General features: G+C 45.4%; 21 protein-coding genes. 10 read left to right on the forward strand and 11 right to left on the reverse strand.

Annotated elements, in window-relative coordinates; all coding sequences use genetic code 11:
* The first annotated feature begins 375 nt into the window (after window positions 1-375).
* Complete coding sequence (locus tag JJ941_RS06525; RefSeq protein ID WP_290962996.1) at window positions 376-2,712, forward strand: DPP IV N-terminal domain-containing protein; 2,337 nt, start codon at window positions 376-378, stop codon at window positions 2,710-2,712.
* 34 nt (window positions 2,713-2,746) lie between these two features.
* On the opposite strand, the gene JJ941_RS06530 is transcribed toward JJ941_RS06525, so the two are convergent.
* The 4 genes from JJ941_RS06530 to JJ941_RS06545 all read right to left on the reverse strand — a co-directional run bounded on the left by JJ941_RS06530 (window position 2,747) and on the right by JJ941_RS06545 (window position 5,828).
* Entirely contained in the window at window positions 2,747-4,033 is a 1,287-nt protein-coding gene (locus tag JJ941_RS06530; protein WP_290962998.1) for an MFS transporter, read from the reverse strand.
* Between the two features lie 157 nt (window positions 4,034-4,190).
* Window positions 4,191-4,637 (reverse strand): dUTP diphosphatase, encoded by a 447-nt coding sequence (gene dut, locus JJ941_RS06535; RefSeq protein WP_255132086.1) that lies wholly within the window; start codon window positions 4,635-4,637, stop codon window positions 4,191-4,193.
* Entirely contained in the window at window positions 4,634-5,431 is a 798-nt protein-coding gene (locus JJ941_RS06540; protein ID WP_290963001.1) for a DUF3108 domain-containing protein, read from the reverse strand. The genes dut and JJ941_RS06540 overlap by 4 nt, the downstream gene beginning before the upstream one ends.
* Window positions 5,432-5,465: 34 nt before the next feature.
* Window positions 5,466-5,828 carry an arsenate reductase family protein gene (locus JJ941_RS06545; RefSeq protein ID WP_290963002.1) on the reverse strand — a complete coding sequence of 121 codons (363 nt, stop codon included), beginning with the start codon at window positions 5,826-5,828 and terminating at the stop codon, window positions 5,466-5,468.
* 98 nt (window positions 5,829-5,926) lie between these two features.
* Between JJ941_RS06545 and JJ941_RS06550 the strand changes: the two genes are divergently transcribed.
* The 3 genes from JJ941_RS06550 to JJ941_RS06560 all read left to right on the forward strand — a co-directional run bounded on the left by JJ941_RS06550 (window position 5,927) and on the right by JJ941_RS06560 (window position 7,799).
* On the forward strand, window positions 5,927-6,427 hold the full coding sequence (locus JJ941_RS06550) for a hypothetical protein (protein WP_290963004.1): 501 nt from the start codon (window positions 5,927-5,929) through the stop codon (window positions 6,425-6,427).
* 170 nt (window positions 6,428-6,597) lie between these two features.
* Complete coding sequence (locus tag JJ941_RS06555) at window positions 6,598-7,242, forward strand: hypothetical protein (RefSeq protein ID WP_290963006.1); 645 nt, start codon at window positions 6,598-6,600, stop codon at window positions 7,240-7,242.
* Between the two features lie 170 nt (window positions 7,243-7,412).
* Window positions 7,413-7,799: a VOC family protein gene (locus JJ941_RS06560; protein WP_290963007.1), complete on the forward strand. Its 387-nt coding sequence runs from the start codon at window positions 7,413-7,415 to the stop codon at window positions 7,797-7,799.
* Window positions 7,800-7,954: 155 nt separating this feature from the next.
* On the opposite strand, the gene JJ941_RS06565 is transcribed toward JJ941_RS06560, so the two are convergent.
* The 4 genes from JJ941_RS06565 to JJ941_RS06580 form a co-directional block, all read right to left on the reverse strand.
* On the reverse strand, window positions 7,955-9,769 hold the full coding sequence (locus tag JJ941_RS06565) for a VCBS repeat-containing protein (protein WP_290963009.1): 1,815 nt from the start codon (window positions 9,767-9,769) through the stop codon (window positions 7,955-7,957).
* Window positions 9,770-9,792: 23 nt separating this feature from the next.
* Window positions 9,793-10,884: a YncE family protein gene (locus JJ941_RS06570; protein WP_290963011.1), complete on the reverse strand. Its 1,092-nt coding sequence runs from the start codon at window positions 10,882-10,884 to the stop codon at window positions 9,793-9,795.
* Between the two features lie 90 nt (window positions 10,885-10,974).
* Window positions 10,975-13,362, reverse strand: a complete 2,388-nt coding sequence (locus JJ941_RS06575; protein WP_290963013.1) for a choice-of-anchor B family protein — start codon at window positions 13,360-13,362, stop codon at window positions 10,975-10,977.
* A 134-nt stretch (window positions 13,363-13,496) separates the two neighbouring features.
* Window positions 13,497-13,703, reverse strand: coding sequence for a hypothetical protein (locus tag JJ941_RS06580; RefSeq protein ID WP_255132116.1), 207 nt, complete (start codon window positions 13,701-13,703; stop codon window positions 13,497-13,499).
* Between the two features lie 110 nt (window positions 13,704-13,813).
* On the opposite strand from JJ941_RS06580, the gene JJ941_RS06585 reads away from it, so the two are divergent.
* From JJ941_RS06585 to JJ941_RS06595, 3 genes are all read left to right on the forward strand, one after another.
* Window positions 13,814-14,071, forward strand: a complete 258-nt coding sequence (locus tag JJ941_RS06585; protein WP_290963016.1) for a hypothetical protein — start codon at window positions 13,814-13,816, stop codon at window positions 14,069-14,071.
* Between the two features lie 125 nt (window positions 14,072-14,196).
* Window positions 14,197-15,072: a succinate--CoA ligase subunit alpha gene (gene sucD, locus JJ941_RS06590; protein ID WP_255132118.1), complete on the forward strand. Its 876-nt coding sequence runs from the start codon at window positions 14,197-14,199 to the stop codon at window positions 15,070-15,072.
* A 196-nt stretch (window positions 15,073-15,268) separates the two neighbouring features.
* Window positions 15,269-15,796 carry a peptidoglycan recognition family protein gene (locus JJ941_RS06595; protein WP_290963018.1) on the forward strand — a complete coding sequence of 176 codons (528 nt, stop codon included), beginning with the start codon at window positions 15,269-15,271 and terminating at the stop codon, window positions 15,794-15,796.
* Window positions 15,797-15,805: 9 nt separating this feature from the next.
* Here the strand turns inward: JJ941_RS06595 and JJ941_RS06600 are convergent, their stop codons facing one another.
* On the reverse strand, window positions 15,806-17,080 hold the full coding sequence (locus JJ941_RS06600) for a glucose-1-phosphate adenylyltransferase (protein ID WP_290963020.1): 1,275 nt from the start codon (window positions 17,078-17,080) through the stop codon (window positions 15,806-15,808).
* Between the two features lie 7 nt (window positions 17,081-17,087).
* On the reverse strand, window positions 17,088-18,527 hold the full coding sequence (locus JJ941_RS06605) for a glycogen/starch synthase (RefSeq protein WP_290963022.1): 1,440 nt from the start codon (window positions 18,525-18,527) through the stop codon (window positions 17,088-17,090).
* Window positions 18,528-18,689: 162 nt separating this feature from the next.
* On the opposite strand from JJ941_RS06605, the gene JJ941_RS06610 reads away from it, so the two are divergent.
* From JJ941_RS06610 to JJ941_RS06620, 3 genes are all read left to right on the forward strand, one after another.
* The gene (locus JJ941_RS06610; RefSeq protein ID WP_290963024.1) at window positions 18,690-19,610 is read left to right on the forward strand and encodes an ATP-binding cassette domain-containing protein; all 921 of its coding nucleotides are present in this window, start codon (window positions 18,690-18,692) and stop codon (window positions 19,608-19,610) included.
* 2 nt (window positions 19,611-19,612) lie between these two features.
* Window positions 19,613-20,911, forward strand: coding sequence for an ABC transporter permease (locus tag JJ941_RS06615; RefSeq protein ID WP_290963026.1), 1,299 nt, complete (start codon window positions 19,613-19,615; stop codon window positions 20,909-20,911).
* 175 nt (window positions 20,912-21,086) lie between these two features.
* Entirely contained in the window at window positions 21,087-21,464 is a 378-nt protein-coding gene (locus JJ941_RS06620) for a DUF1428 domain-containing protein (protein ID WP_290963028.1), read from the forward strand.
* 21 nt (window positions 21,465-21,485) lie between these two features.
* Here JJ941_RS06620 and JJ941_RS06625 read toward each other — a convergent pair whose 3' ends face one another.
* Window positions 21,486-22,100 carry a hypothetical protein gene (locus JJ941_RS06625; RefSeq protein WP_290963030.1) on the reverse strand — a complete coding sequence of 205 codons (615 nt, stop codon included), beginning with the start codon at window positions 22,098-22,100 and terminating at the stop codon, window positions 21,486-21,488.
* Between the last annotated feature and the right edge of the window lie 181 nt (window positions 22,101-22,281).

Genomic DNA, 22,281 nt, shown 5'->3' on the forward strand with positions numbered 1-22,281 from the left:
AGGTAACTTGGAGCGTCTGTAAGTCCTCCAGGCGTTGCCCGGTTCTTGGTTCTTCTACCATAGAACGCGCCAATGTTCTGTGAACGCGTGGACCTTCTCAGAGCTTTTTCTTAGGGCTGATCGACATCGCGGAAATACTTTATCCGCGATCTGCCTGTTTAGGCCTGATGAGTGTATTAGGGAGATCTCTGGTCAGGCCAGAGATGACATATCTTTTAATTACTTCAATTTATTAATAGAAGCCGGTTTCCAGTGGAGGCCGGCTTTTTCTGTGCAATTCCTTTTTAAAAAATTCGCTGAACTATTATGAATTTTTTACAAAAATATCTCTTTAATTAAGCGTGCAAATATCCACGGTAATTTTATTCAGATTCTATGAAACATCTCTTTTCCCTGTTTATACTTTTGATCATTGGAACCTCCTACGCCTTTGCCCAGGCCAATTTTGAAGCCGCTGAACGCTTTACCGGAGAGAAAATGGAAAAACTCATCGGTGATACCTTCGTTTGGCCCCGATGGATTGAAGACACGGATACTTTCTGGTATCCCTTTGAAAATACCGAAGGCACAAACTGGTATTTTGTGGATGCCGCCCGTGGTTCACAAAGAGAACTGTTTGACCGTGATGAGCTTGCAGCACAGCTATCTGAGACATTCAACCGCCCTTTCAACTCCAAAGATCTTGCCCTGAATGATTTCGATTACGACACCGACAAAGAACGATTCACCTTTCATGTAGACAGCATCAATTTCACCTTTAACCTGAATGGAAACCGTTTGGTGAAGGGCGACTCTTTAAGTGAGGAAAAAGAAGAAGACTGGGCTACCTATTCCCCGGACAGCACCTGGATTGCTTTTGCTAAAAATCACGACCTGTATGTAATGCGGGCTGATGATGAAGACAGTACCGAGATTCAGCTTACCGATGATGGTGAGCTGTGGTTCAGCTATCAGGCTGATGATAGTGACACCACCTCAAACGAAAGGTTGCGTTCTCGTGCCAACTGGTTTGAAGACTCGGAGAAACTATGGGTGAAGCGTCAGGATAAAAGAAAAGTGGATGAGCTTTGGGTGATTAACTCGCTTGGTAAACGACCGGAGCTCGAGACCTATAAGTACCCGATGCCGGGTGAAGAGGATATTTATGTGGATGAAATCAAAGTATTTGATCCTGCTGGTGAGACTTCCGTAACCCTGGATACTGACAAATGGGAAGATCAGTCGCTGGGTGGTGTTTATTTTAATGATGGCGGAATTTGGGAAACCCAAAAGTCGGATTACCTCTACATTCTGCGCCGCGACCGAACCTGGAGCAAGATTGATGTGCTGAAAGCCAATACCACAACCGGTGATGTTGAAGTGCTGTGGTCGGAAGAAAGTAAGCCCTATTTCAATACGCGTTATGCGCAGTTGGGAATCATTAACGAAGGAGAAGAATTTATCTGGTGGAGTGAACGAACCGGATGGGGACAGCTTTACCGCTACGATTCGGAAGGAAACCTGAAAAATGCGGTTACCTCCGGATACTATACCGTAGGGGATATTGCTAAAATTGACACATCTGCCAAAACCATTTACTTCACAGCCTATGGGCGAGAAGAAGGACAAAACCCCTATTTCGAAAATCTATACTCCGTTCGTTTTGACGGCTCAAGACTCCGCCACCTGACACCGGAAGATGCCAATCATAATATCAATGCCTCTGAAGATGGAAACTACTTCGTGGATAACTACTCACGGGTAGATATGCCTACCAAAACGGTTGTCAGAAATGGAAACGGCGAAGCTATTCTGGAGCTACAACAAGTGGATATGTCGGCTGCCGAGAATATTGGCTGGAGCGCGCCGGAAGAGTTTACCGTAAAAGCTGCCGATGGTGCTACCGACTTGTATGGTGTAATGTGGAAACCCTTCGACTTTGATCCTGAAAAGGACTATCCGATTATCAGTTATGTATATCCCGGTCCACAGACCGAACCCTTCCCTACCAGTTTTTCCGTAACCGGTTCCACCGGGAGAAATCAATCGCTGGCGCAACTGGGATTTGTGGTTGTAGCTTTTGGTCAGCGCGGGGGAAGCCCGATTCGCTCCAAATATTATCACAACTTTGGTTATGGAGATATGCGTGATTATCCCCTTGCAGATAATAAATATGGCATAGAACAACTGGCTTCCCGCCATTCTTTTATTGATCAGGACAAAGTGGGCATATTCGGGCATTCCGGTGGTGGCTTTATGAGTACCGCTGCGCTCCTCACCTATCCAGATTTTTATGACGTGGCTGTATCCTCAGCTGGGAATCACGACAACAACATCTATAATATTTGGTGGAGTGAAGTTCATAACGGTGTGAAAGAGAAGCGCAAGACCGTGAAGGAAATGAACGAAGACAGTGTGGAAGTGGAGAAGGAAGAAATTACCTTCGACGCGCCCATTGAATCGAATGCCGAACTGGCCGGAAACCTTAAGGGGCACCTGCTTCTGGTTCATGGCGATATGGATAACAACGTTCACCCTGCTAATACCATCCGCCTGGCTGACGCCCTCATCAAAGCCGGTAAGCGTTTTGACATGATGATTTTACCCGGCCGCCGGCATGGATTTGGACCCTACAATCCCTACTTCCAGCGCATGATGTGGCATTACTTTGCTGAGCACCTGTTAGGTGATTACCGCCCGGATGTGATCGACTTTAATCTTCCGGAAGACTGATAGAACATTGAACAAGGAACACCCAACATTGAACTCAGAAGTTTTTACTTTTTGCGTTCGATGTTCCTTGCTGGGTGTTCAGCCGCCAAGCTTTTTCGTTGGGTGTGATGGTGAAGCTCCATAAGATGCCGGCGAGCGCCATCACTCCTCCATATACCATGATGAGCGGTTTAACGGTCATCAGACCGCTTTCCAGGATCAGGGAGGCAATGACCACCGAAAAGGAATTCCCAATGGTAAAAAGCAGCCATTCTGTGCTGAATATTCGTCCGCGAAAGGTATCCTGTGTTCGTTTTTGAAGGAGTACGGTGCTGGAAACCCAGTTGGCTCCGGAAGCTGCATGGGCAAAAAGCACGAATAAAAGCATTAGCCCAATACTGTTTACCACCCCTACCACCAAGTACATCACCCCGCAAAACGTAATAGCGAGCCCCATCAACAGCACCCAGTCTTTTTCTTCTCGAAAGATCCTGCGGCCTATAATGGGGCCGATTCCTGTTCCAAATCCCCGGGCGGCATACAACAATCCCAAGCCAATACTTCCCATCATCAGCACTTCTTCACTGACAATGATCAAAAGATATACAAGGCCTCCCAGAAACACCGTGGATGTGCCTTTTGCCAACGAGGGGCGAAGAATGTGGCGGTTTTTCACCAGGTAACTGAGTCCTTCTTTAATGCCCTTAAACGGGTTACGGGTACGGTACATTTCTTCCTTCGAAAGCCTCTTCTGAGGGATGACAGCCCTATACACAAACCACGCCGATATCACATAACTGAAGCCATCCAGAATCAGTACATTGGTCGTTCCCAGCCATTCGGTAGCAAAACCACCAATGGCCATCCCCGTGGTAAAAATAATACTCCAGCTGGCCGTTGAAATAATATTGGCGTTGGTGAGGTTACCCTCGGAGGTAACATTGGGGATGGAGGAGGTCTTGGCCGGTTCAAAGACGGCGGAAAGCATCATCTGTACAGCGGTTAGAACATAAGCCAGCCAGAGTGTGGCGGCAGAATCTACAAATATAATTCCGACAACAGCTACCCCACGCAGTAAATCACACCAGATCATCAGCTTCCTGCGGTTGAAGCGATCGGCTAAATAGCCGGCGAAGGGTGAGAACAAAGCCAGGCTCAACATTTTAACAACGATTATCAGCCCAAGCAGAAATTCGGAATCGGAATAACGACCGATGATGGCATACAGGGCAAGCAGTCCAAACCAATCCCCGAAATTCGATATCGACTGAGCAATCCAAAGCCGACGAAAATCTTTGTTTTCTTTTATGAGGTTAAGGTACGGGCGGAGGTTTTTGGTCATAAATATAGCCGTCAGCTTTCAGACTTCAGCTGTCAGCAACAAATTTGAACATTATGAACATTAAGGTTTGTATTGATGACTTCTTTCAACAAGCTTGAAGGTTCTGTAGATAATCCTTCAACGTTCAGTGTTGGTTGTTCCTTGTTGGGTGTTCAATTCATTCAACGCCGGTGCTGCCAAACCCGCCTTCTCCTCGGTCCGTTTCATCCAGCTCATCTACTTCCAGCAGCGGGAGCTGTGTAACCGGAGCAATCACCATCTGGGCAATTCGATCTCCATGATTAACCACAAACTCCTCCTCTCCGTGGTTAATGGCTATCACTTTCACTTCTCCCCTGTAATCCGCATCGATGGTTCCCGGAGCGTTCAGCATGGTAATACCATTTCGGATGGCCAACCCGCTTCGTGGCCTGATTTGAGCTTCATACCCTTCAGGCAGGGCCATCTGCAATCCGGTCGGGATTAAGGTCCGTTCTCCAGGTTTAATCACGATGGGTGTTTCCACCGCAGCGCGCACGTCCATTCCGGCAGCGGCCACCGATTCGTAGTTTGGAAGCGGCAAGTCTTTGGCGTGATCCAGTTTTTTAATTAATACCTGTTTCATAATTCTTCGCGTGTGTATTCAATCATTCGTACGATTACATTTCCCCATAATACCTTCACCCTTGCTTCCAGCGGCACCCGGAGATCATCATCCAGAAACCAGGCTCTGAAATCGCCGGAGAAGCCAAACGGGCCTTCAATATTCTCCGTGGTTCCGTTCATCAGGTAAGCCTGTATCGGGCCGTCAAAGGAGGCATAATTTCGCTTTTCTTTTTTGAGAGAGTTATCAGCGTAAATGTATCCCTTTTTCTTGGTCACATACACCGGCAGGGTGTAATCTTCCTCGCTCCCGGCAAAGAGGCGTGAAAAATAAAAGATGAGGTGACCTGAGGTAGCGGGATCTTCCAGATCAAGCGTATCCCGGGAATCGTCTTCTTCGATGTAGTACACCTTGCCGATATCCCGATCGAACCAGTATTGAATTTCATCATACTCCCCTTCATCAATATTATCTTTCCAGTACTTCACTTCTACCGGCAGGCCTTTTTCATTCACATAAAACAAACTGTGAAACCGGTCCAGCTCATCTCCTACAAAAGGAATGGATGGATTCGACTCAATTTCTGTAAGGATGTGATTCAGTTCCCGCCCTTCATAAGTGGTGTCGCTCAACAGTTCAACATTCACCCAACCCAGCTTCAAAAACCCATACTTCACTTCGTACCGGAAGGTTTCCTTCACCGAAAAAAGCTCATCCATAGTTGGGGGTGTGGAGCTGGTATCCGGAAAGGTGTGCTGTCCGAAAGCGGGAGCCGTCAACACAAATAGTAATATGGGGAGAATGATTCTGGTCATAAAGTCAGTTTGCCAAAAGGCAGGATTCGGACAATTATTTCTCCTCCGGTTCCTCTTCGGCTATAAAAGCCTCAAACGATTCTTCGTCATAGCCCACCAGCACCGATTCATCTTTCATAAGCACCGGCCGCTTGATCATCACCTGGTTTTCCAGCAGCTGCTCAAACAATTCCTCTTCTGACAGATCTTTATCGGCCAGGCCTAAATCTCTCCACTTGCGGCCTCGTTTGTTCACCAATACCTCTAGTCCCACCTTAAACTCCAGTTCCTTCAGCTCATCTCGCGTCAACGGGTCTTTTTTTACATCAATGAACTCATACTCAACGTCGTGTTCGTCCATCCATTTTTTGGTATCTCTGATCTTGTTGCAGTTTTTTATTCCGGCAATATGAAGCATCGTAGTATTATGGTGAATGTTTTGTATTTTCAGTGAGGGAAAGATACGGTTTGTTTCCTGAAATTCGAACGTAATGAACGCCGAGTTCGTGCCATTTTATGCTGAAGTTTTTTACCTCTCCGTTTTTACTGATCTCGCTGCTCCTGCTGATGAGCTGTACCCGTAATGATGCCCAGCGCGACTTCGAAAAGGAAGCCTATGCCCAGCCCCGGAATTATACCGAAACCACCAATCAGGGTGCGGTACAGAACCTGGATGAGGACGACTGGCGCACTTCCCCGCTTTTCCAGGGACTCATTGAGATCGTACCTCCCTACCCCAACCCGGTTACCACCGATCAGGCCATCCAGTTTGAGGTGGAAGTGACGGGAGTACAATCCGTAAACGGTTTGGAAGTGTTGGTGAGGCTGCAAGACAACACTTTCCGCACGCTCTACACCGATTTTGAAACACTTCAGCCCGGACTCACTACTTTTCAGATCAACCCCATCGAATTCTCGGAGTTTGGAAATCCTGAGGGAGCCCGCGGGCTGAACCGGGTGTACATCTTTAGTGCCAATCAGCAGATGATATCCTACGGGGATATTATGGTGGAATAGGTTAAGAACATCCAACACGGAACATCCAATGTTGAACGTAGAACGGTTTGCAGGAGGTTCGTGTGTCATAGCTTACTCTTACTTCATTCTTACAAATGTTGGATGTTTACCGAATTCTCATAAGATAGGCCCTGTTGCATACTATTATGTTATACCTTTATCAGAATCTGATGCTGAAGATAATTTCTAAATCAATATTTCTATTGCTTTTCTTGTATTCGAATACTTTGTTCGCCCGGCAACAAGTGACAATTACAGCAGGTGATACAACAGTTGTCAATTCAAGACTTATCTCATTTAATGCTTTTGCAGAGGCTGTTGGAGTTGACATCTTGAGTGAAACTGAGTACTCAGGTACAACTCATTTAAGATTGTGGGGACCCCTTTCCCATAGTTTTGCAGCACGATTTTTAAATATAAGTATCGAATCAGATCAGATATCAGGTAAATGGTATGCCACATGGATCAATAATTCCAGGCAAAAAAGTAGAAAAGAACTCTATAAGAAGTGGAATTGTACTTCTGACATACGCACAGTTTCAAATGACTTTGGATCACGATCCGGATGCTTAATTAAAGAAGCGTACAGTGAAGCAATCCGAAGTATTCGAAACCTTGTGTTTGAATCAGGTTTTATTGAATTACTTAATCAACCGATTGATAGACGAATTCAGTTAGACGGTAAAAGTCTGCATGTGGAAATACTTGATGAAGAGGGGTATCGATTTGTAAGTTTTATGAATTATCATTTCCAACATCATCCCAAAAAACAGTTGATCGATAAAGCTCGAACTGTTTTAGGGTTATGGAAATAAAACCCAGCAAAAGTGTCTAAAAGTGTTTCATTAAGACGCCCCGAATAATCGAAACAGGCTGGATAGAGTGAAACAGAAACTTGACTGCTTGATATTAATTTCGCTACTTCTTTAAAACACTCCCATTTCTGTTTTACCTGATAAACCCAACAGCCTGACAAGGATTACCAATGGATAATGCAAGAATAACAGGTAGTGCCCCCATATTGTTGGTTAAAGATGTTGAGAAATCAGCCAATTATTATCGTGATAAAGTTGGCTTCAGCTACGACCGGTTTTGGGGTGAACCTCCCGGATTTTGCATTCTTCATCGTAATGGATTCAACCTGATGCTCAGCCGGGTCGAGGATGAACGCCATATCGTTCCCCACTACAAAGTGGTACAAAACATGTGGAATGTTTACTTCTGGATAGATGACGCCAAAAAATTCTATGATGAGCTGGTGGCATCGGGTGCTGAAATTGACTACCACCTGGAGGAAAAAGACTATGGCTGCCTGGAGTTTGGGATTCAGGACCCGGATGGGTATGACATTGCTTTTGGACAGGTACTTTGATGAAATCGGCTACCATGTTTTCATTGAGCCGACAAAAAGCTAAGGTCTGATCTCCTTTCCGCTCTCAAAAAACAAGATCCCAAGTATTAACCAAGGGATGACTTGAGCTATGCTATAATTCCCTTCCCATCCGGTCAGTATTGGATCGGCTTTGATTACTTCTTATAAAAAAGTAACCCGCCGCCTCGGGTTCCTACAATGAATTCAGCGATGCCGTCGCCATCTAAATCAGTAAAATGAGGAGCTGTGAGCTGGGCTGTGGCTACCTCAAAGGGCATCGGCTTTTTAGTGAACTGAGGCAGCTCTGGTGTCCCGGTGTTTTCAAAAAACACAATACCTTCGATTTTACTCCCTGAAAATAAATCAAGATCCCCATCTCCATCTATGTCATAAAAAGCAGGGGCACTCCGGTGCTGAACTTCCACATTCGGGAAAGCTTCTTTCTCCAAACTAAACTCCGGGCTGCCTTCCGATCCAATGTTACGAAAGAGCTGTAACCCACCGCCTGACTCCCCCACTATCAGGTCAAGGTCTCCGTCGGCATCAATGTCGGCTAGAGTCGGTACAGCATTACTGCCTCTTTCCAGTTCCGCTATGGTTTGAGTTTCAAGCTTAAATCCAGTTCCGGTATTCGTAAACAAGGCAATGTTTCCCTTCCAGTTGCCAAGCAGAAGATCGTCGAGACCGTCGCCATTCAAATCAGTAAGCACAGGCGCATAATGGTAAGCAGTGGGCAGATCAAGGGTTCCGGTCAGGTGAAATTCCGGAGCTGAGGTTGTGCCCCGGTTTTCAAATCGGTAAATAACGGATGTGTTTTGGTTGGAGGGGTCGATTTTATTGGCCAGCAGTAAATCCAAATCTCCATCACCATCCAGATCGCCGGTAGCAGGGATGCTCTCATCTCCTACATCGATCATATCAATAAACTGTGTGGTTTGGAGGCTGAAATCCCCTTCCTCTTGTTCAAAGAAATACAGGTTGTCACTAAGGGTAAGGTTGGCATTGTAGGCCCCGCCCAAAACGCCCAGAAACAGGTCCACATCGCCATCCCCTTCCCAGTCGGCTAAAGTTGGAGCATTATACCCGCTGGTTTGAACCGGATTGGAGGGCGGAAACGGCTTGGGTTCGCCCCTGAAATCCGGATTTTCACAAGTGCCTGTGTTTTCGATGAGCAGAATACTCGGCTCGAAAAAATCACCCCAGAATAAATCCTGATCACCGTCCGAATCGATATCCATAAAAGCCATGGTGTTGGCCCCGTGCATAGTACCAAACTGCTTTACGATCTCTATATCCTCAAACCGCTTGGTTACCAGTTTGAAGCGCGGAATTTGGTTTTCATCTCTGCCCACTGATTCGTATCGCGCCAATGTACCATCCAGACTTCCTATAAACAGATCCAGGCGACCGTCGCAATCTATGTCGGTGACATTGGGGATATTCTGCCGGTCAGAGAAGATAGGCTCGCCGTTTACATCCTTCAGGGAATCAGCGGCCAGTACAAAATTTGGATTTTCCGCATCACCTTCATTCCGGTAATAGCGGATGTAACTGTAGGGCTGTTCGGCCAATAAATCAAAATCCCCATCCTGATCCATATCCACAAAACGGAACCACTCTCCGATATCCAGGTTCTGAAATTTATTGGATCTCCACTTCAACGGACTTTTAGTATTGTTACCAAGATGCTCAAAGAACATCAGCTCATCGGTCTGCTCCTGCACAAAAAAGTCAGGATCGCCATCACCGTCTATATCGGCAAATTGAGGCCTTGGTGCATTAAAACCGCCAATAAAGGGATGGTCGATAGCTGTTCCGTCTTCTGCATATACCACAAACGGGCTGATGTGTTGTCGATATCTCTCTGATTCTGAATTGCTTGTTCCGGCGTTTTGCAACGACGCACAGCCGGTTATCAGAAACAAAACGACAAACGGTAACAGAGCCAAAGAAAAATGAGGTATTTTCAATCGGAGCTTTTGAATTATATTCATCACCAAATGCGGGTTCCTATTCCGGTTGAATTCATGCCGGTTTCGATGACTTTTTCAATCGTCAGCGTTTCTGTATTGATGATGACCACTGTTCCGGTATATCCATCTTCATCAGAGCTACCTTCGGGCATATAAGTGCCGTCCATATTGTTATTCGTCACATATAAATACTTGTCATCCGCTGAAAGCACGGCTCCGTGAGGTTGTGCCAAGCCGTTACCTTCAATCACTTTTTCAACTTTCTTGTTTTCCATATCCACAACGGTGACGGTATGGGCGCCTTTGTTTCCAAAATAGACCCGTTTGCCATCGGAAGAATACACCGGGTGCCACGGCTGTGCATTGACGGAAATGGCATCCGTCAATTGGGGCTTCAACGGGTTTGACAGGTCAAAGACCAATAGTTTCCCCGAAACCTGACCGGTTGCCACCATGGTTTGTCCGTCCGGTGAAATAGCAAAATTCACCAATACATGGTTGTTTCCCTCCAGCATGGTGAGTTCGGTTTCCCCTGTATCGTTATTTCTTGCCAGAATTTGATTAGCAGATAAACTCGCTATATAAGTGAATTTACCATCCGGCGAAGTTGCAAGAGCGTGCGGCCTGGAGAAGAATAAATCCACTTCTTCCTCAACATTCATATTTGCCCGACCTATCAATCCAAAACTCTGAGGCGGGTTCACGGCACTCATCGACCGGCCTACAAAAAGGAAATCTTTGGTTGGGTGCATGGCCATCAGTCCCGGAACTTCCAGTTCGGCTTCATCCACCAACTCATTATCACGATTGAATTTCAGTACTTTATTTTCACCAATCAGGGTAACAAACCAGTGTGAGCCATCGGAATCGGCTATAGCATGATGCGGTTTGGCGTTTTTAGAAAAACCGAGTTTCTGCAGGTCGATGGTTTCTATCAAAGAATTTGTTGCTACATCAATAACCGAAAGCGTTGCCTCCCCCTGGTTACAGACGTAAATCCGCTGCCCTTCCGTACTTTGTTGGGCGTGTAAAGCTGTTCCCAAAAAAGCTGAAATGGCAAATATGCCTATCACCGATAGTAACCTGTACACTGACTGCATTCGAACTCTCATTTAATTTTAGATTGGTTATAAAAGAAAAGGCAACTTCATGTTGATCTCAGATGAGAATACATAAAGTTGCCTGATCAAATTTATTGTCTTTTACTGGTTGATCGCCTGCTGGTTTGTTTCCAAAATAAACAATCCTTCACGTCCACTGGTCATCACTACTACACCACTCTTGAAGTACGGGTAGTTACTCCACGTTCCGGAGAAACCGGGGGCGTCTTTGGTGAACGGATGCGTATCAAAGTGACCAACTCTCTGTGGATTGGCAGGATCGGTAACATCAATAACCTGTAATCCACTTACATAGTTAGACTGGTACATCATATTGTCTTTGATATAAAGGTTGTGGTCAGAAGATGCGTTTTCAATTAAATACTCACGCACAAACTGTGGATCATCAAGGTCAGTTACATCCCAAACTATGGTTCGGGTTTGATCTACTTTACCCATCAATTCATCCAGCTCATCATTCTGGAAGAAATAGCGGTGATCTTCTGTCAACCAGCCCTGGTGTACATAACCGTAATCAGGATAAGAAGCAGTAGAAAGTGCAACCGGATTTTCTTTGTCGGTTACATCCGCAATACTGATAGCTGTTTCGTTTGCACCGATGCAGATTTCGCTGCCTTTGTGTTCTTCATCCGGTCCGTCATAGATTACGCACTGAGCATCGTGAGAATACCCGGTTCCGCTACGGCCTGTTGAAGGATCAGAAAAACATCCTGCAAAAGTAGGGTTAGCCGGATCCTGAATATTCACCATATGCAGTCCGCCGCCACAGGTTTGTCCACCGCCGCTGCTTCCTACAATAAAGGCATATCCGGATTCTTCATTTATGACTACGTTGTGCGCACTGTGAATTTTATCGTAGTGATTGGTTTCTTCAAGCTGTAATGGCTCTCCGGCAAATTCACGCAATTGGGTCATGTCAAGCACCTGCATTCCATGTTCTCCAGCACCGTCTGCCACTACATAAGCGTGGTTTTTATACACTTTGATGTCTCTCCACACATTGGCACGAGCGCCTTCGGTCATAGGCAGGTTTCCAACATAAATAGGATTAGCCGGGTCACTGATATCTACAAAAGAAGTCCCTTCATTCCGGCCTACAATTGCATATTCTTTTTCGGTGAGCGGATCAGTCCAGCCCCACATATCGTTAAGACGAACTCCTCGCTCTCCACCAATAGCACTTATTGGCATGAAGGAAATCAGATCTACATTGCTACATCCGAATTGATCGGCTTTACCGTCGCTGCAATCAATACGTCCGTTGGTAATTGGTTTCAGGACATTTCCGCCTTTGCCAATTACGAGGTTTTGAGTGGTCCACATTCCTTCTGCGTTTCTTTCGAGGATGGCTGCAGATCCGGCTCCGTAATCAGCTCCCACCAATCCGGCTACTGCAACATTTCCTTCCACATCCAGTGTACCTGAGAAATAATCTCCTTTTTCCTGATCAGCCATTGCCATCTTGGAAGCTCCGATCCACATGCCATTGTCGTCCATATTAAACTGATATATGGTTCCTCTGCCTTCATTGGCATTCGGAGCTCCTATCCATACACCTGATTCCACAAATGTGATAGACCCGCCAAACAGATAGCCTGCCTGACCGTCAAAGGCTACCAGGCGTCCGCTTTCATTCCACATTCCATCTTCGTTACGATAAACAAATACGGTTCCGGATGCGCCAGCATTTCTCGGAGCGCCTACCAGAATTTGATCTCCATGAATGGCCAGTGCATTGCCAAACTGACTTCTCTGTGTGGTTTGGTCGCTTGTCAGAGTTGCGGTGTGGTTCCAGCTTCCGGAGCCATCATTATTAAATACGTGAACCGTGCCTCCCTCCCGCTGTGGAGCACCAACTACTAAATTCATTCCATCTACTGCCAGACTTGAACCGAAGTTTGAACCGGCTGTATCGGGATTCATAACGCTGGCAACTTCCATCCATTGACCGTTGTTGGCTAGGCGATATACAAATACCGCTCCCTTGCCATTTCCGTGATCAGGAGCTCCAACATAAGCGTGATCTCCCTTGAGGACTACACTTGAACCCAGCGAACTTTCAACGGTGTCAGCCGGTAAAGTAAACTGCCCGGTCTGTGTCCAGCTTCCTGAATTCGATTGTTCAAACACAAAAGCCGCTCCATGGCCATCATTCATATCCGGAGCGCCAATCAGTACATATTTTCCATCGGCTGAAACCGAAGAACCGAAACCGTCACCAATCATCCCATTGTCGGCCATTAGCATGGTTTCTTGTGCCCACTCTTCGCCGGACTTCGCAAAAATATAAACCGCTCCGGGCTGGTGATTATTAGACGGTTCACCGATAAATACAAAACCATTTGAAATAGAAACTGCCTGGGCAAAGCCAAACATAGCTTCAGATTCTCCATCGGGAGTAGTCTGAGCCTGTGCCGTAAACAAGGCAGTGGTTAGAAATAGCAAAAATAAACTCGAAAGTCGTTTCATGGAATCTTTGATTTGTTAATACTCAGGTAAAAAACTTAGCAGGGTGAATATAGTGCCTGCTTGTGAAAAATCCAGAAAATAGAGAAAGGGGAAACATTTTTTAAAGAATGCCTCCCCATCCGATAACGTATGGTTTATTCTTCAGTGCTTTTCAGCAGTGCCCAGGCGGTGGCTCCGATAAGCGCTGCCGTTCCGCCTAAGATCAGCGCCAGGTTTACATCCCGCTGAATGCGCTCAGCCTTAGATAAATAGTCGGACCCAATCCCCTTCTTTGCAATAATACCTTCCAGTTCTTTCACTCTGTTCTGCAATTCTTTCTTCGTTTTATTCTTCAAGCTCATTTGTTTGATATTTTATGATTAAACTTTTCTGTTTCTTTAACTCTTTTAAATTGACCAACATAGAATCAATAAATTTTGTTTCATGTACACACCATTAAATTTGTCTTGTTATGAGTGATATTAACATTGACGAGAACAGCCTGCGAAAAGCACCTTCTTTTATTGAACGAATCAAGCATACCATTATCTCTGCTTTACTTGGCGCTTTAATCGCACAAATGATTGCATGGCTTATTGGTTTTGGTTCTATTGTAAGGTGGTATGATGAAATACCCTTCCTGATTTTTGCCGGTATCTTCGGTATTCTTGGTTTTATTTTTGGTGAACGTTTTATTACAACTCTGACTATAACAATCAATGAATGGTAGCGCTTTATTCCCTTCCTAATATGGCGATCACCAAACCTGAAACTTTCCTTAACAAATAAGCATTTCAATTCGCAGGCAGAGATGCTATATTCCCAACCCCAAATTTGAACCTCAAAAAAGACAAAATGAGCGTATTAGTTGGAAATGATACCCGCCTGATTGTACAGGGATTTACCGGAAGCGAGGGTAGCTTCCATGCCGGACAAATGATGGAATACGGTACCAACGTTGTTGGTGGTGTAACTCCCGGAAAAGGCGGACAGACCCATTTAGACCGACCTGTTTTTAATACTGTGGCTGAAGCCGTAGATGAAGTTGATGCCAACACTTCCGTAATATTTGTACCCCCTGCCTTTGCAGGCGATGCCATCACGGAAGCTGCCTTTGCTGGTATAAAAGTAATTATCTGTATTACTGAAGGCATCCCGGTTAAAGATATGATCGTGGCCAAACAAATTGTAAACAGTCATGGCGCCACTTTAATAGGCCCTAACTGTCCGGGTGTTATTACTCCGGGTGAAGCTAAAGTCGGAATTATGCCCGGCAGCATTTTTACTCCCGGTAAAGTTGGGTTGATTTCCCGCTCCGGTACGCTCACATATGAAGCCGTAGATCAGCTGACCAAAGAAGGACTCGGCCAAAGTACCGCTATCGGAATTGGTGGTGACCCGGTTATCGGAACCACGCACCTCGATGCCGTTAAAATGCTGAACGATGATCCGGATACCGATTCCATTGTACTGATCGGTGAAATTGGCGGAACGGCTGAAGAAGAAGCTGCGGAATGGATCAAAGATAATTGTGATAAGCCGGTTGTGGCATTTATTGCAGGTTCAACAGCGCCTCCCGGACGACGAATGGGTCATGCCGGTGCCATTATTTCCGGTGGAAAAGGAACTGCCCAGGAGAAAAAGAAAGCTCTGGCTGAAGCGGGTATCACAGTTGTTGAAAGCCCGGCTGAAATCGGCATCACGCTGAAGAAAATGCTGGAAACAGCCTAAGCCATATTTTTCCTTTAAAATTTAAGCCTCTTCCCTTTTTGGGTTGAGGCTTTTTTATGTGCCGGAAAATCTCTTTCGATTCATCGGGATTGGCAATACTTTATCCGAAAGAACATAAACCTGATCTGCAATTATGAAATTTCTCTCTTTGACCTCAGCCATCTCAATTTTCATCGCCCTATTAACTTTACAAACAATGCAGGTAGAAAAACCTGAAATAATTACCAAAGATCAATGGGGTGGTAAAGCCCCCGTCGGCGAGAAAGAAACTCATGAAATTAAGTATGTCACCATTCATCATGGCGGGGTAGAGTTTGGTAAGGACAAAGATCCGATGGAATACATGCGTAACCTGCAAAAGTTCAGCCAGGATGATAAAAACTGGATGGATATCCCCTATCACTTCTGCATCGACCTGGATGGTAATATCTACGAAGCCCGCCCTTTGCAATACCCGGGTGATACAAATACAGAGTATGATCCAACCGGACATGCCCTGATTAATGTAATGGGCAATTATGAAGTGCAGAAAATCAAGCCCGAGCAGATTGAGGCCATTGCTCATTTAAGTGCCTGGTTAGCACAAGAATATGAAGTACCCACCGATTCCATCGCTACCCACAAAGATCATTCTGACCAAACCGTGTGCCCCGGCGAAGATCTTTATAAGTATTTTGAAGACGGCACCATTATAAACCGTATTCAAAAGTTGTTGAAAGAATAAAGTTCAGGTTTATATAATAGTCCCGTCCGGGATTACCGTGTTCTTTTTCACAATCACAATGCCATCGCGTACGTAGTGGTATTTGTGATCGCCATCTTCGAGATGGTTTCCTCCTACAATGCGTACATCATTACCGATACACACATTTTTGTCGATAATACAATTGCTGATGTAGCACCTTCGGCCGATTCCCATGGCCGGCTTTTCGGGTCCTGCATTTTCAATTACATCCCGATCCTGAAAATAGTCGTTACCCATAATTATGGAGTACTCTACAGTACTTCCTTTCCCGATACGTGAGCGAATTCCAACCACCGACCGAACAATGCGGCTGGCTTCTATGATACACCCTTCCGCCATCAGCGCATGCTCAAGCGTTGTTCCCATAAGTTTTGAGGCCGGAAGCAAACGGGCGCGAGTGTAGATAAAGTTGTCATTATCATAGAGATTAAAATCGGGCACGGTATCAGCGAGGGCTAAATTTGCCTCAAAGAAAGACTGAATGGTACCGATATCCGTCCAGTAACCGCCATATTCATAACTAACGACTTTCTTACCGCCTTCAACGCATTTTGGAATCAGCTCTTTACCGAAATCAGTGGCATCCGGATTGTCATCAAACAGCTTCTTCAGCATTTCCCGATTGAAAATATAAATACCCATGGAAGCCAGATAATCCTTGCCTTGCTCTTTGTACGGCTCCGGCACTTGCGATTTCCACTTGTCAAGCTCATCAGTAGAGGGTTTTTCTACAAAATCTTCGATCACACCGTCCGCATTGGTCTTCATAATCCCGAAACCGGTGGCATCGCTGGCATTTACAGGGATGGTAGCCACAGTCAGGTCAGCGTCTTTCTCCTTATGCCGCTGCAGCATCTTACTGTAATCCATTTGGTACAGCTGGTCACCCGAAAGAATCAAAACGTGATCATGCTCATGATTTTCCATGTGGTGAACCGATTGGCGTACCGCATCTGCGGTTCCCTGAAACCAGTCGGTGCTATCCGGCGTTTGTTCGGCGGCCAGGATATCCACAAAACCACTGCTGAAAGCATCAAAGTTATAGGTGTTTTTAATGTGGCGATTCAGCGATGCAGAATTGAATTGGGTCAGCACATAAATTCTGCGGATATCCGAATTCAGGCAGTTTGAAATGGGAATATCAACCAACCGGTATTTCCCGCCCACAGGTACAGCGGGTTTGGATCGGTGATCGGTTAAAGGGAATAACCGGGTTCCCCGGCCTCCGCCTAAAATAACTGCTATAACTGATGACCTTTTCATATTGAACCTATTTAGAAATTAACGCTTTGTACATTTTTATGTATTCCTGGGCCGATCGCTTCCACGAAAAATCCAGCTTCATAATCCGGCTCAACACTTCCGAATGTTGGGAAGAATCGACATATAAGTTTACGGCTCTGTCGATGGCTTCCGAAGCCGCTTCCAGGCTAAACTCGTCGAATGTGATGCCGTAGCCCTCGTCCTCCGAAATATCCACAACCGTATCTTTCAATCCCCCAACCGCACGAACAATGGGAACCGTTCCATAACGCATAGCAAACATTTGATTTAACCCGCACGGTTCTACTCGTGAAGGCATTAAAATGAAATCAGAGCCGGCATACATCTGATGCGCCAGTTTCTCGTTGTATTCGAGGGTGGCATCAAAATAGCCAACATGATCGCCTTCCATGCTTGCAAAAATCTGATGAAGCTGCGGATCGCCGGTTCCCAACAACACAAAATTCACTTCCACATCCGAATACATCACACGCTTGAATAAATCAGGTAATAAATCAGCCCCTTTTTCACGAACCAACCGGCCAATAAATGAAATAGTGGGTAACTCCGGATTCAGCCCAAATTCCCGGCATAAGTATTTCTTATTCTCAGCCTTTCTTTTCTTCCTGTTTCGGTAGCCAAAGTTGTACTCGATCAACTCATCGGTATTCGGGTCCCAAACTTCGGTATCAATCCCATTCACAATTCCGGTCGATTTCTTCCGCTCCTGCTGAAACAACAATTCCAGTCCGCTGCTTTCTTCCGACAGCTCACTCATATAATTTTTGGAAACCGTGGTAATCTGCCAGGCACATTTCAAACCGGATGCCAGTGAGTTGAGCCTTCCATCCCAATCTAGCAAGCCAAGATTATCAATATTGAAAGCGGGTAATAACTTAAAGTTATCCAGCTCGTGTTCGCCGTGATATTCGGCGTTATGAACCGTAAGTACAGTTGGGATATCCGACATATCCCGGTAGCGATTGCACTGCGAAAGCATAAATGGAACCAAGCCTGTATGATGATCATGGCAATGCACCACTTCCGGCTTTTCATCCCGCACTCTCATCCATTCCAGCGCAGCAATCTGAAAACTCACAAATCGCTCAAGCTCGTCCCAGTATCCGTGCCCCGACCACGGGTCAATGTAAATACCCGGCCGGTCAAACCTTCCCGGAATATCAATCACGTAAAACGGGAAACCGAGTTTATTGTCCGTCATTTTCTGCACGGTGAATTTCACCTGATCGGCCGCCATGGAAAAGGCCCCTTCGAAAACCGTTTCGTATTCCTGAGATCCAATCCATTGATTGTCGTACTTCGGAATCACCACTTCACAATGATGGCCAAGCTGGTTCAGATATTTGGGAAGGGAACCAACTACATCAGCGAGTCCGCCGGCCTTGGCAGCGGGATAACATTCTGCACTCAAATGAATTATGCGCATTTGATTTGAAACCTGTGTCCTTACAATTCGTTACCGTTTATTATATGGGAAATAAGAAATCTTTGGGCATCTTCCAAAACAAACAGGGGCTTTCTTTCAAGTTACCTTTGCTTTTCTTATGCTCTCCCGTCACATCAATCAATTTGAAATTAAAATACGATTATGGCAGTAATTGAAGTTAACAACGTCTTTAAATCGTTTGGTAAAACCAAGGCGGTAAACGACGTTAGTTTTGAGGTACATAAAGGGCGCATTTTCGGGCTGCTGGGACCTAACGGAGCCGGCAAAACCACTACCATCCGGATGATTAATTACATCCTCTCTCCCGACAGTGGCAGCGTAACCATCAACGGGAATATCGCAAGCCCGGAAACCCAGAAGGTAATAGGATACATGCCGGAAGAACGCGGGCTTTACAAAAAAATGAAGGTGCTGGATCAGCTGATGTACCTTACCCAGCTTAAAGGCATGAACTCAACCGATGCCAAAAAAGCTATTGATTACTGGCTGGATCGATTTGAAGCTTCCGACTGGAAAAAGAAGGAGATCAATGAACTCTCCAAAGGGATGTCCCAGAAGATACAGTTCATCGCTACCATTGCTCATGATCCTGATATCTATATTTTTGACGAGCCGTTTAGCGGACTTGATCCCATCAACAGCGAAACGCTGAAAGAGATTATCATTGAGCTACGCGAGAAAGGAAAAACCATTTTATTCTCCACTCACCGCATGGAACAGGTCGAGCAGATGTGTGACGATATTTGCCTGTTCAACCAGGGTGAAGCCGTACTGACCGGTAACCTGCGGGAAATCAAATCATCCTTCGGAGAAAATACCATTAACCTGGAGTTTGAAGGCGATAGTTCGTTCCTGGATACGCTGGATAATGTCCGCATCAACAACCGATCCACCAACTTTGCGGAAATTCGGGTGCTGGACGGACAGAACATGCAGGACATCCTGAAAGTAGCTATGGAGCATGCTGAAATTCACAAATTCGAACGCATTGAGCCATCATTAACAGAAATTTTTATCTCCACCGTTGGGGAAGACAACATCAAAAAAGGGGAGCTGGTATAATTATGAGTCTGCACAAAATTTGGTTAGTACTGAAAAGGGAATATCTCACGCGCGTTAAAAGTAAATCGTTCATCATAGCCACTGCCTTAACTCCGCTCGCTTTGGTAGCCTTTATCGGCATTGTGGTGTACATCAGCATTTCAGAATCGGAGGTAGAAAAAAGAATCGGGATACTGGACAATACCAATGTATTGGTAGAGCGACTGGTTGACATTAATGAGACCCGCTATTTTGATGTAAGTGATATCCCCGAAGACAGCCTCCGCGCCGACGTACTCGACGGCGATCTGGATGGGTTTATTATTCTGAATGATCAGGTGATCTCGGAATCTCAAAGTCCCACTCTGATTTATGGAGGTAGCGGCGGTTTAAGTTTTATATCCGCGGTTCGGTCCGATTTACGGGAAGCCGTGCGGGAAGAGAAACTCTCTCGTGAGAATGTGTCGGATAACATCCGGGAAATTTTTGAGACCCGAACCGGACTGGAAGCCGTCAAGCTGACCGAAGAAGGGGAATCCGAAGATAACACCCTGTTTGCCTCTGCTCTGGGCTTCATACTCGGGCTGATGATCTTTATGGGCATTTTCATATACGGATCCCTGCTGATGCGCAGCGTGATTGAGGAAAAAACCAACCGGGTACTGGAAGTAATCGCTTCGTCGGTGAAACCGATTGAGCTGATGTTCGGGAAATTGTTTGGGGTATTGGCTATGGCCCTCACTCAGTTCAGTATCTGGATTGTATTCTATATCGGTCTTTCTATTGCCGCTGCGCCGGTTGCGGGCATGATTATGGAAGCACAGATGAGTAACATCCCGGATGAAGCTGCACAAGCAGCAGCCTCCTCATTCGATCCCTCCTCCCTGGAGCAGATGGTGGTTGACCCAATGATTTTTGTGAACTTCCTGATCTTCTTTTTCCTCGGTTTTATGATATACAGTGCCGTGTTTGCCGCTATCGGTGCTGCGGTAGAAACCGAGCAGGATTCCCAGCAGTTTATGCTGCCGGTCGGACTTCCGATTTTCGTCGGTTACTTCCTGAACACCAAAGTAATGGAAGCGCCCGACTCCGGACTCTCCCTGTTTGTTTCCCTGTTTCCGCTCACCGCCCCCATTAACATGATTACGCGGATTGCCGCATCCCAGGTTCCCTTATGGCAAATCATCGTTTCTATTTTGTTGATGATTCTGACCTTCCTGGGCATCATGTGGCTGGCGGCTAAAATCTACCGTGTGGGTATTTTGATGTATGGCAAAAAACCCTCCTTCAAAGAGCTCGGCAAGTGGATTAAGCAAAGTTAAACAGAGGGAATCCTATTACTTCATTTTATAAGGGACGGGCTTGCTCGTCCCTTTTTTTGGTTCAGCTTGTGTGGTTGCAGACAATTTCGCTATTTCTAAGAAATATCCCCACATGGTTAAACGCTGGGTCGTTATATGATTTATGATAAACGCCGGCTACAAGATTGGAGGTAATATGACACAATATATCGATGGATTTGTACTTCCCGTTCCACGAGTTCACCTGAATGAATACAAGAATGTGGCGGAAAAAGTAGCTGAAATTTGGAAGGAATATGGAGCACTCGCTTATTTCGAGTATGTCGGAGAAGATTTAAAGATAGAAAGCACGCGTTCGTTTATAGAACTTGTGGATTTAAAGGAAGACGAAGTAATTGTATTTGGATGGGTTTTATTTCCTTCGAAAGAAACTCGTGATTCAGCAAATAAAAAAGTCCCCAACGACCCAAGGATGGCGGAATTAGTAGCCCCGCTAACCAACCCTGAACGATTGATTTTTGATGCTGAACGAATGGTGTATGGAGGTTTTCAGTCGTTGGTTCAATCGTCATAATAATTTCAGGCTTCGGTCCTGCTACTTCCTCTTATACCCCGGTGTTTGTATAAAATACTTTGGCTCAAACAAGGCTTTGTCCTCCTCTGCATCCTCTTCCCGAAAAATAGAGAAAGCCCCGTTGTCCAGGTTAAAGCCGAGCATACGTCCCGATTTGGACTTAATCATTACCGTAGATGAATTCCGTTCAAAATCATACACATCTATCTCAAAACGGTGTTTTTGAATATCGGAATTCAACAGATGCTTGATTAAATCGTCTTTCTCATTGGTGTAGAGCGTGAAGTCTTTGCTCTTTGTGTATAGGTGAAAACAATGATAGTAATCGGATTTGTATTCATCCAAAAGCAGGTCCGATAACTGATATCGGTGCTCTCCTTTCACAATGATGGATGAGTCCGTTACCGCCAATTTTGATTTCAATTCAGCCCCTCCGTTTATCTTCGTAATAAAGGAAATGATCATCACCGCCCCAATCACAATAATGAATAGGGTCTCAATGGCGTGAGTTTCCAGGAAATCATTCAGATTAAAAACGATGTAGGTGAATGCAATCATAAAAATGAGGGCAAAAAAACCGGAAGCACATCCCAGAAATAACTGTCGATTGGTGTATTTAAATTCTGCAGCCGCCATACATACTTTTAATTTAGAGCAACGGGAATCTAAGTGAAATAATCTGTTCTTAGAAATAAGGTTTCGGTTAAGCGGAAAATTTCTGATTTCAGTCGCTTATTTCGATAGTTCCTCAAAATCTGTATAATATTCCTTGTCAAGCACATAGAAGGTTTTCGGAAGTACTTTTTTGGCCGGTAGA

It is taken from the genome of Gracilimonas sp. (assembly GCF_017641085.1).
GTDB lineage: Bacteria > Bacteroidota > Rhodothermia > Balneolales > Balneolaceae > Gracilimonas.